9 protein-coding genes and 1 pseudogene are annotated in these 11,073 nt (G+C 32.6%); all 10 read right to left on the bottom strand.

Going from position 1 to position 11,073, the window contains the following annotated elements; translation table 11 throughout:
- Window positions 1–21: 21 nt before the first annotated feature.
- Window positions 22–1,290, bottom strand: a complete 1,269-nt coding sequence (locus tag EKL99_RS12200; RefSeq protein ID WP_126554190.1) for a HAMP domain-containing sensor histidine kinase — start codon at window positions 1,288–1,290, stop codon at window positions 22–24.
- On the bottom strand, window positions 1,283–1,960 hold the full coding sequence (locus EKL99_RS12205; RefSeq protein ID WP_126456009.1) for a response regulator transcription factor: 678 nt from the start codon (window positions 1,958–1,960) through the stop codon (window positions 1,283–1,285). Before EKL99_RS12205 ends, EKL99_RS12200 begins: the two co-directional genes overlap by 8 nt.
- 173 nt (window positions 1,961–2,133) lie before the next feature.
- Window positions 2,134–3,261 (bottom strand): efflux RND transporter periplasmic adaptor subunit, encoded by a 1,128-nt coding sequence (locus EKL99_RS12210; RefSeq protein ID WP_126577034.1) that lies wholly within the window; start codon window positions 3,259–3,261, stop codon window positions 2,134–2,136.
- A gap of 182 nt (window positions 3,262–3,443) precedes the next feature.
- Entirely contained in the window at window positions 3,444–7,784 is a 4,341-nt protein-coding gene (locus tag EKL99_RS12215) for a CusA/CzcA family heavy metal efflux RND transporter (protein WP_126577035.1), read from the bottom strand.
- 29 nt (window positions 7,785–7,813) lie between these two features.
- Complete coding sequence (locus tag EKL99_RS12220; RefSeq protein WP_126462425.1) at window positions 7,814–8,437, bottom strand: hypothetical protein; 624 nt, start codon at window positions 8,435–8,437, stop codon at window positions 7,814–7,816.
- Between the two features lie 10 nt (window positions 8,438–8,447).
- Entirely contained in the window at window positions 8,448–9,131 is a 684-nt protein-coding gene (locus EKL99_RS12225; protein WP_126577036.1) for a HupE/UreJ family protein, read from the bottom strand.
- A gap of 71 nt (window positions 9,132–9,202) precedes the next feature.
- Window positions 9,203–9,418, bottom strand: coding sequence for a hypothetical protein (locus EKL99_RS12230; RefSeq protein ID WP_126577037.1), 216 nt, complete (start codon window positions 9,416–9,418; stop codon window positions 9,203–9,205).
- 38 nt (window positions 9,419–9,456) lie between these two features.
- Entirely contained in the window at window positions 9,457–9,885 is a 429-nt protein-coding gene (locus EKL99_RS12235) for a hypothetical protein (RefSeq protein WP_126577038.1), read from the bottom strand.
- A gap of 251 nt (window positions 9,886–10,136) precedes the next feature.
- Window positions 10,137–10,451, bottom strand: coding sequence for a hypothetical protein (locus tag EKL99_RS12240; RefSeq protein WP_231507437.1), 315 nt, complete (start codon window positions 10,449–10,451; stop codon window positions 10,137–10,139).
- 420 nt (window positions 10,452–10,871) lie between these two features.
- Window positions 10,872–10,958: pseudogene (locus EKL99_RS14815) on the bottom strand (heavy metal-binding domain-containing protein); the annotation flags it as partial.
- Window positions 10,959–11,073 lie beyond the last annotated feature (115 nt).

Here is an 11,073-nt window from a genome sequence, read left to right on the forward strand (position 1 = left end):
AGTTTGAAGAAATATTGAATTTTAGAATTGAATTTCGAAAATGTGTAACTTATCTTTGTAACTATAAATAACTTCCCAATTGTTGTTCTCTACAATTTTATTAATTATTGATAAACCCAAACCGTTCCCTTTCGAGGATGGATTTACTTTAGAAAAACGTTCAAATAATTTATCTGTTTCGAGCGATTTTAATATACCCGTATTGGAAAAAACTAAAGCATTCTTATGCAATACAACATTGATGCTTCCATTAGCAACATTATGATTAATTGCATTCAGAAACAAATTACTGATCAAAACTTCAGACAAAAACAGATTCGTTTTAACAAATGTATTCGATTCTAAAGCAGTATTTATCTTAATATTTTTTGCTAATGCCTGTTCTATAAAAAAATCTAATTGATTTGTGATAACCTCATTCAAAAGAACCTCTTCAGGAATGTTATATTGTTTGTTTTCTATTTTTGATAAAAGCAACAGGTTTTTATTTAATCGGTTTAGCCTTGTTGTTGTATCATTTAATTTATCCAGTATTTCAAATTGTTCTTCCGATACATCGTCTCTTTGCAATAATGTTTCCAATTTTCCTTTAAAAATAGCAATTGGTGTTTGCAATTCGTGTGCCGCGTTCTCAATAAATTCTTTTTGGCTTTTATAAATGCGTGTGTTTTTTTCAATCAATTTATTTATTGCCTGATTGAGTCGATTGAATTCCTCAATAGTATTTACAACTAATTTTGGATGGGAACTTTTATCGATTTCAAATTTCTCAATTTGCTCGAGAGTGTCATAAAATGGTTTCCAAAGCCTAAGAGATAGCCTTTTAGTAATGATAAATAATCCAAATAAAAGAATTAAAATAATGATGGTAAACACCATTAAAATACTGACAATAAAATCCTTATTGTCAACTAGGTTTATTCTGGCAGAAAAAAGGTAGTGTTTATTATTAATTGTAACTGGAGCATTTAGCACCCGATAGGGTTCGTTTTCTTTATCCAAATTATTATAATAACTATTGCTGAATAGTGTGTCTCTAGAAATTATTTTCTGAACTTTCTCTATTTTTATATCCCTATTCCATTTATTCCAAACTGCAACATCCTTGTCTTGTAATTGCGGCGCATACAATAACTCGAATTCCTCTTTTTGAAGTAGCAAGGCTTCATCTGTTTCATGTAGATACAGTAATTGAGTTATATAAAAGAATAATGGAGCTGCTGAAAGCATCACTATTAAAGAAAATAAAACATAATATTTTAGAGTAGTATGTAATAATTTTTTATTCATTGTTCCATTTGTAACCAATTCCGTAAACTGATTTTATGTAATCATTGCTTCCGGCATCATTTAGCTTTTTTTTCAAATTCTTGATGTGGGCATAAACAAAATCATGATTGTCCAGCATGTCCGCCATATCACCTGAAAGGTGTTCAGCTATGGCACTTTTAGACAAAACCTTGTTTTTATTTCCAATTAAAAACAATAATAAATCAATTTCTTTCTTGGTGCATTCTATTTTCTTCTCTCCAATTTTTACCGATTTTGCTAAAGTATCAATTTCTATTTCATTGAATTCAATTTTATTGTTTCCGTCGTATTTTTTTCTTCTAACCAAGGCCTGAATTCTGACCAACAACTCTGAAAGATGAAAGGGTTTCGTCAAATAATCATCTGCGCCAAGATTGAATCCCTCGATTTTGGTCTCTAACGTTTCTTTAGCCGAAATTATAATAATCCCCTCTGATTTGTTTAGTATTTTCAATTTCTTCAAAATGCTAAATCCATCACCACCCGGAAGCATTAGATCTACTAAAATACAATCATAATCATACATAATAATTTTGTCTAAAGCCGTTTGATACGTGCTTGCGGTTTCGCAATGAATATCATTTGTTTTTAGATAACTTTTTATGCTGTTCGCAATATCGATTTCGTCTTCGATGATTAGAATTTTCATATTGCAAATTAACAATTCAATTTTGAATGAAATTTGAATTTAGGTATTAAATTGTTTTTTCTAAATTTAACTGAGTTATTCACTTATAAAATTCTGACAACTAATGCAGCTACATCAGACAGCGTGGTTGATTTTAAAAATTATTTTCTGTCATTACTGTAAATTTATGTTTTTTATTCTTCTACATTTTTCATTTTCATTAAAAGTGCATAAGCTCCTTTGATAACAATTCTTTCGTCTTTTAAATCGTCTGAAAGAATTTCAGTGAATTCATTTTCTGTAGCTCCTATTGTGACTTCTTTCATTTCAAATTGTTTGTTTTGTTTGGCAACAAAAATATAATTCTTGTTTTCATAATTTACAATAGCATCAGATGGAAGTACATTTGATTGCTGACTTTTTAATTCTATTTCGGCATTCATATACATGCCCGGTAAAAGTGTTTTATCATAATTTATAAAATGGCAGTGTATTTCAGTGCTGCGGTTTTCTGAAAAATCTTTACCTATCAAAATAATTTGGCAAGGATATTTTTTCTCGGGATCGGTATTAGTATAAGCCAATACCGATTGACCAATAGCCAATTTATTGATGTCTTTTTCAAATACGGTTAAGGCCAAATGAATATCCGATGGATTTACAATCTCGAATAAAACATCGCTCGGGTTTACATACTTGCCAATATTTACATTTACCTTAGCTACATAACCACTTATTGGCGAGTATACATTGATGCTTTTTGAAATGTTTTTTGTTGAAACATTATTCGGATTTATCCCTGCAAATTTTAATTTCTCGCCATACGATTGCACCATTACAAATAGTGAGTTGTATTCTGATTGTGCTTGTTGATACACTTTATCGCTGCTGGCTTTGCTTTGGTTGAGTTCTTTTTGTCTTTCAAATTCGGCTTTTGCATACCCAATTTTTGCTTTCGCCAAAAGGTAATCTTCCTGCAGTTGAATGTATTGTTGGTCTTCTACAACGCACAAAACCTGCCCTTTGGTAACATGCATTCCTTCTAACAATTTGGTGTATTTTAAATAACCGCCCATTGGAACACTAATGGAAACTAAGCTTTGAGGCGGCACATCTATTTTACCATTTAATTTTAAGGTAGATGAAATTTGTTTTTGTGTGATTTTTCCAGTTTCAATACCTGCATTTTTTATTTGTGCATCGGTAAGAGTTGTCGTGTTTTCGATAGTTGGATTAGCTTCGGTTTCGCTTTCCGTTTTCTTGTTTCCACAAGAAGAAAGGAATACTATTGCCAATATTGTAATAATTGTATTTTTAATCATGATAGTATTTTTATTTTGGTATTTGTGAATTTTCGATTCTTTTTCATAATTTAAAATTAAGGTTTTTATTCTTAACTTTTTATGCGGGTAAAGTTAGCAAGTCCAGTCATATGTAATTCGCATATCATCATTGGCGCTTGCGACCCTAATTACGATCATGCTCCTTTCATAATTAAACTATTTTAATTAGTTAAAGCATTGATTTCAATAACAGCGGTGTTTAATTTTTTAACTGCTTCGATGTATCTGCTTTGAATTTCGGTACCTTGATTAATAAGCATTACCCATTCCATATAATTAATGTCACCATTGATAAATTTATCATTAGCAGCTTTAGTTACTAAATCAACATTTTTTAAAGCTTGACTCTCGTAATAGGCGATAGTTTCTTTGTGTTTTTTATATTCCTGGACTAATTCCTGATTCTTGCTTTCCAGTTTTAGTTTTTCATTATTTAAATTATTTTCGGCTATTTGCGTATTTATCTCTAAAGCCTTTTTCCTGTTATTTATTGCTGTATTAAATAATGGAAGCGCCACTCCTAATTGTCCGTAAACACCATTATTACTGTCTTGAAATACAGTATTTGTTTTGAAAGTCTGGTAATAAACACCACCAATTAATTCCGGTAATTTTTTAGATTTTTCAAGTGAAACTTCTGCTTTACTGCTATTCACTTCTTGCTCAAATAATTTCACACTGGGTTGATTGCTAATAGCATTTGTATCTGAATTTTTGATGAAATCCATTTTAAATTTATTTGAAACTGGGACAAAGTCTTTATCCGTATTAAGTAAATACTTGAATTGTGATTGAATTATTTTGTAATCACTTTGTAATTCCAAAAGTTGAATTTTTATTTGTCCAGATTGGTTTTCAGCGGTTGCTTTTTCTAATATATTGCTTTCGCCTTTATCAAACCGAAGCGTTGAGATCCCTAAAAAATCAGAATATATACTATCGCTTTTTAGCAACAGCTTTTCCTTTTCTTTTAAATACAACATTTCGTAAAACACGATTGTTACCTGTCTGGTCAATTGCTTTCTTTGCAAAGCTTCGTTCCATTGTCCTTTTTTGGCTTCTTCTATTAAAAGTTGTTTCTGTCTTTTATAAACGGTTGGGAATTTTATGCTTTGCGAAATACCAATTTTCACATCATTTACAGTGCTGTTAAACTGACCATATTCGCTTATAATTCCCGTGTTGGAAATATCATAACCTGTGTTTTCCATTTTTTGCAAGTACTCTGAATTCAGTTTTTCATTTTTAATTTTGATATTGTTTAAAAGAGCTGTTTCAATCGCGCGCTCTATTGAAATTTTTTCCTGAGCATTGGCACTTTGGAAAGAAAAGAACAATCCCAATACCAGGATAGTCGTAATTGATTTTATCTTTTTGGGTTGTAATTTAATTCCTTTTTCAAACATGATATATAAAATTGGTAAAACAAATAGAGTTAAAAATGTTGCAACCAACAGACCTCCGATGACAACAGTTGCCAATGGTTTTTGTACTTCTGCACCAGAGCCATTGCTTAATGCCATGGGTAAAAAACCTAATGATGCTACAAATGCAGTCATTAAAACGGGGCGTAATCGTATTCTAGTTCCTTGCAAAACAATCGCTTTTAAATCGGTTTCCCCTGATTTTCGAATGCTGTTGAATTCTGCAATTAACACCAATCCATTCAGAACCGCTACACCAAATAAGGCTATAAAACCAACTCCGGCACTGATACTAAACGGCATTCCTCGCAATGCTAAAAAGAAAATACCTCCAATTGCCGATAGTGGAATTGCCGAATAAATCAACAGTCCTTGTCTTACGGAATTGAACGCAAAATAGAGCAAAATAAATATTAATAGTAATGAAACTGGAACCGCAATCATCAAACGATTTTTGGCTTCGTTTAAGTTTTCAAAAGCACCGCCATACGTAGGATAGTAACCCGCAGGAAATTTTATTTGAGCTTCGACTTTACCTTGCAGTTCTTTTACAATACTTTGTACATCACGGCCTCGTACATTAAATCCAACTACAATTCTACGTTTGGCATCTTCCCTTTGTATTTGATTCGGTCCTTCGATAATTTCAACTTTAGCTAATTGAGATAAAGGAATTTGCAAACCAGTTGCCGTTGGAATTAATAAATTTTGAACATCTGCCAAATCCTGACGTTTTTCGCCTTCTAAGCGAACTACTAAATCAAATCGTTTTTCACCTTCATAAACAACCCCTGTGCTTTGTCCTGCAAATGCGGTATTTACAATTCGATTGATATCCTGAATGTTTAAGCCATATTGTGCAATGGAAGCTCTGTTGTAGTCAATTACTACTTGTGGCATTCCGGTAACGGTTTCTACATAAAGATCTGAAGTTCCTTCAACTGTATTTACAATTTTACCTAATTTATTGGCGTATAACGCCAACGTATCTAAGTTTTCTCCAAATATTTTACAGACCACATCTTGCCTAGCACCAGTCATCAATTCATTAAAACGCATTTGAACCGGATATTGAAAACCAAAGGAAACTCCAGGAACAGCTTCCAATTCCTTGGCCATTTTTGCTGATAATTCGTCAAAAGTTGTGGCAGAAGTCCATTCACTTTTGTTCTTTAAAATGATCATCATATCGCTTGCATCAATTGGCATTGGATCGGTAGGCACTTCGCTACTTCCTGTTTTGCCTACAATTTTCTCCACTTCGGGAAATTTTTCTATTAATATTTTTGCACCTTGTGAAATAGCTGTCATTGAAGTTTGCAAATTACTTCCCGGCAAAACCCTAGTTTCTACTGCAAAATCTCCTTCTTCTAACGAGGGCATAAATTCACCACCCATAAACGAAAGTGTAATCAGCGCTAAAACAAACAATCCTAATGTTACAGCAATAATTGTTCTTGGAATTCCCAATGCTTTATTCAAAATGGGTTGATAGAAATTTTCTAATTTTTCCATCATTATATCTGAAAAAGTTTTTTTGTGGGATATTTTTTTATTTAAAAATAGAGCGGTCATCATCGGAACATAAGTCAATGACAATATAAAAGCGCCAAACAGAGCAAATGCAATGGTTTGTGCCATTGGTAAAAACATTTTCCCTTCGATACCGCGCAACGTAAAAATGGGAATGTATACGATCAATATAATCAATTCCCCAAAAACGGAAACATTACGCATTTTTATTGACGTTTTTAGTACGGTGTTATCCATTTCTTGTTGTGAAATTTGAGCAGTTTTCCTGCTGTGCAAACTAAACAAACACGCTTCAACAATAATAACAGCACCATCTACAATCAATCCGAAATCTAATGCCCCTAAACTCATCAAATTACCGCTCACCCCAAATATGTTCATCAATATGACTGCTATTAACATTGCCAAAGGGATAACTGACGCCACAATTAATCCTGCTCGTATGTTTCCTAAAAAGAAAATAAGAACAAAGAGAACTATTAATGCACCTTCTAATAAATTTTTTTCGACCGTCGAAATAGAATTATTTACCATTTTGGTGCGGTCTAGAAAAGGTTCCAGTATAACACCTTCGGGTAATGTTTTTTCAATTTGTGCAATACGATTCTTAATGTTTTTAATAACCACATTACTGTTGGCTCCTTTTAACATCATTACTACTGCACCTGAAACTTCACCAGATTGAACCTCTTTTTTGTGAAATGTCATTGCTCCGTAACGGATAGCACTACCAATGCGAACTTCAGCTACATCACGAATAAACAAAGGACTACCGCTATTAGTGTTTTTAATAGCAATATCTTTTATGTTTTCGATAGTATTAATTAATCCCTCACTGCGGATGTATAAAACTTTAGGCCCTTTTTCAATGTAAGCACCACCCGTATTTTGATTGTTTTTTTCTAAAGCAGTGAAAACATCTGTAATAGTGATATTATAGGATTGCAATTTATTTGGGTCAACGGCTATTTCAAATTGTTTCAATTTTCCACCAAAACTGCTCACTTCCGCCACACCTTCAACGCTCAATAACTGCCGGCGAACAATCCAATCTTGAATGGTTCTTAACTCCGTGATATCGTATTTTTTTTCATAACCGGGTTTGGTTCGTACAACATATTGATAAATTTCGCCTAGTCCTGTTGTCACTGGTGCAAGAACTGGATCTCCAATACCGGTGGGAATTTGGTCTTTTACAGCACTTAATCGTTCTGTTACTTGCTGTCTTGCCCAGTACACATCGGTTGCATCGTTAAAAACAATGGTAACCACTGATAAACCAAAACGAGAAAAACTACGAATTTCTTTCAGTCCAGGAATATTACTGTTGGCTTGTTCTATTGGAAAAGTAATCAGTCTTTCAATATCGGTCGCACCCAGTGATGGCGCTGAAGTAATTACCTGGACTTGATTATCTGTAATATCAGGAACGGCATCAATTGGTAATTTAGTAAATTGATAACTCCCATATCCGATGAGAGCTAAAATAAACAGTCCAATAATGAGTTTGTTTTTGATTGAAAACTCAATAATTTTATTTAGCATAATTTGTTATATTAAGGAATGTTCACTACTTATATTGAATACTGACCTTTTAATTTTATTGTAACTGTAATGGCTGTCTTTTCATTATTTCTGAAAAACCAACCGTGTTTTCCTTCATACGGAGCATAAAAAGTCCCAACCATATTATTGGAATAGGCAAGCGTGTAACTTTCAAAATAAACGTCATTCGTTTCTTTAGCTTGTTTTACTTCCCCGTGAAAATCAAAATAAACGATTCCTTTATTAGTCGTCCATTCGTATTTCATTTTGCCATATTTCAGCATATAAATTTTATATTCAATTCCTTTTCCTGCCGGTACGATTACTTCAACCGTGTCTTCTCTTTCTGCATATTGTTTTTCAGGTGCAGGATTATTTGCTTCGATAGGTCTTTTTACTTCAGGTCCAGAACCTGCTTTTTCCATTTTAATTAATGGGAATGTTTTTCCTGTTATTGTAGCTAATCCATCATCAGCATTCGCTGGTACATAAAGCTTACTGAACCCGAACAGTTTGCCTGTTCCTATTGGATCCATTCCATATTCGGCAGGTAAAACTGCGCTTACTAAAATTAGTACAGAAAGTAGTAACGCGAAGATAACTGCTTTGATAATTTGTTTTTTATTTACTATTTGATGATTTATTTCTGACATTTTTTAATTTTTAAGATGTAAAATAACCCGTTAACTGATATCCTATTAATACAAATCCAGCAGCCATAAGCAGCGTATTTGTTATTGTTGAAAATTTCATAAAGCTGGAATGTCTGCGCCATAAAGTAATCAAGATTAGCACAAAAGTCAATGCTATGAACTGACCTATTTCGACACCAATATTGAATCCAAGCAGATTGGTAAACAATCCTTCTTTTTCAAATTTGAAATCTTGCAATTTGCTGGCAAGCCCGAAACCATGAAATAATCCGAAAATCAAAACAGCTGCTTTTGTATTGGGTTGCCTTCCGAAAAATTTCTTGAAACCACCTAAATTATCAAAACCTTTATACACTATTGACAGTGCGATAATGGCATCAATTAAATACGAATTAATTGATATAGTACTCATAACTCCAAACAATAATGTTGCGCTATGACCAATTGTAAAGAAACTTACATAAAGTAGCACTTCTTTCGGACGATAAAGGAAAAAGATAACGCCAACTAAAAAAAGCAGATGATCGTAACCCGTAAGCATGTGTTTTGCACCAATATAGAGAAATGGGCCAAAAGCAACGCCATCATTTCCTGACAAAAAAGTTTGCGTATTTTCATCTACACCATGAGCAAAAACACCTGTGATGCCGATAAAAAAAAGTATAACAAGAAATATTATTTTTTTTGAATTCATAATTTTATTTTTCTTTTAAAAACTACTTCTCTCCTGAAATTTTCGCAAGAGAAGCAGCCTGTTAAATTATACTAATGCGTGTGACCATGAGCCGCATCAACTTTATCTTGCTCCACTTGATTAACACTGTCCGTACCTACTTGATCCGTAGAATCTGTGACCACTTGAACTTGTTCTGCTGTTTCAGTAGATTGACTTTCAGTGTTTTCAGTTTCGTTATTTGCTTTGTTGTTGCAAGAAGTTAACATTCCGATTGCGATAGTCGCTACGATTAAAAAATTTTTCATAATTGTAATTTTAATTGGGTTTATAAAGAATAATAAAATTAATGTTGGTGTCCATGATTAATATCTTGTTCAGAAACTTGGCTATTTTTAAATTTGGAAGAGATTGTTTTTCCATTGACAAATAATGTGATGGTACAATAAGCATATATGCTTGCTTTAGGAACTTGTACAAATAAAGCATTGTTGGTGTCTAAAAAAACTGGATTCGTTGCTTTTGTTTTATTAAAAAATTCAAAAACAGCCAAGCCAGTAATTTTTTTATTTGAAACCGTTTTTCCTTTCGCATTCAGTACGTAAAAACTAATATTATTTTCTCTTTCGACCCTTTCAATTTTGTAGTCGCCTGAATTTTGTATTATTCCACCGTGCGGCGTTTTGGATTGATTTTCGTTTACTTGTGCATTAGAAATTGTTGTGCCTGCAATAGTTATCAGTATCGCAACTGCAATGGATTTAATTGTTTTCATTATAGATGTTTTTCGAATTAAATAATATTGATTGTCTTACAGATCGACACTAAAAACGCTAGGAGATTTTTGTGAAGTCTAAAAAGATTTTAGTTATGGAGAACCTAAAACTCGTAAACGTCTAGTTAGTGGTGAATGCTAATTTAATTCATACAACGTATCGTACGCAATACGTAAATAGCAAAATATATTTTAAAATAGCAATCAGAAATATTTAAAATATAACTAATTACGGTTTAAAATAAAATTAATTAACTCACCTTAGGGGGAAGCCAGATAGAGGTAAAAACGCTGGAAATGTAAAAATCCTGACTGAAAGCTACAGTGCGGTTTAGATAAATAATAGTAGGCTTGCGAAAAGAAAACGCTGTTTGGTTCATAAAAGCAAGAACCGTATTTACATTTGTATTAATTGTCTTGAAAGGTAAATTTTGATGACTATCTTTTTCTTTATTTGAATTGTGATGACTATCATTGTAATGAATAGCTATAAAATCAAGTAATGAAATATTCTGACCAATGTTATCTTCTTGGTGATCTGAAAAGTGATGTATTAAGTTCGGCAATTTAAATAACTGTCCAATCTCTGTGTTAGCACACAAAAAAGCAAAAAGGAATGATATGACAACTATTTTTTTCAAGATTGTAAAAGTACTAAATTTTATTGATTGCCAAAAATTTAAAATTGTAAGTAAATCTTGATCTACAGAAATTCCTAGCTAATGTGTCTGATGATACATTAGCTAGGAATTTCTTTTTGATTGCAGTATTTATTATACTATTTTGCATCTAAAATCAACGAATATATTTGATGCAGTATTAAAAACTCAAGCGAAATGATGGAACACCAGGAGCAACATCACATCATTTTTGGATTCTTAAGCTCCATAAAGTATTATGTTTTTTGGTGAACCTTCAACTACTTTTGTGGGTACTACTTTATTTTGAACCGTTAGTTGCTAATAGAATTTTCACTCTATTTTCTCCACTAAATTCATTCCGCATTTGGGACATTTTCCGGGTTTATCCAACGTAACTTCTGGATGCATTGGGCAGCTGTACGTTTTTTGAGTTTCCATTTTTTTTCACTACTAACCGACTAAATAAATTCAAAACAAAGGGCCACTTTAAACAGTAAGCCCTTTTTTTCATAACTTTTGGTTACCAAATCAAAAAAACATTACAGCG

This window comes from Flavobacterium sp. ZB4P23 (genome assembly GCF_003970375.1).
Lineage (GTDB): Bacteria > Bacteroidota > Bacteroidia > Flavobacteriales > Flavobacteriaceae > Flavobacterium.

Excerpts from the sequence above, each read along its gene's own strand:
- EKL99_RS12200 (WP_126554190.1), bottom strand. The coding sequence starts at position 1,290 with ATGAATAAAAAATTATTACATACTACTCTAAAATATTATGTTTTATTT.
- EKL99_RS12205 (WP_126456009.1), bottom strand. The coding sequence starts at position 1,960 with ATGAAAATTCTAATCATCGAAGACGAAATCGATATTGCGAACAGCATA.
- EKL99_RS12210 (WP_126577034.1), bottom strand. The coding sequence starts at position 3,261 with ATGATTAAAAATACAATTATTACAATATTGGCAATAGTATTCCTTTCT.
- EKL99_RS12215 (WP_126577035.1), bottom strand. The coding sequence starts at position 7,784 with ATGCTAAATAAAATTATTGAGTTTTCAATCAAAAACAAACTCATTATT.
- EKL99_RS12220 (WP_126462425.1), bottom strand. The coding sequence starts at position 8,437 with ATGTCAGAAATAAATCATCAAATAGTAAATAAAAAACAAATTATCAAA.
- EKL99_RS12225 (WP_126577036.1), bottom strand. The coding sequence starts at position 9,131 with ATGAATTCAAAAAAAATAATATTTCTTGTTATACTTTTTTTTATCGGC.
- EKL99_RS12230 (WP_126577037.1), bottom strand. The coding sequence starts at position 9,418 with ATGAAAAATTTTTTAATCGTAGCGACTATCGCAATCGGAATGTTAACT.
- EKL99_RS12235 (WP_126577038.1), bottom strand. The coding sequence starts at position 9,885 with ATGAAAACAATTAAATCCATTGCAGTTGCGATACTGATAACTATTGCA.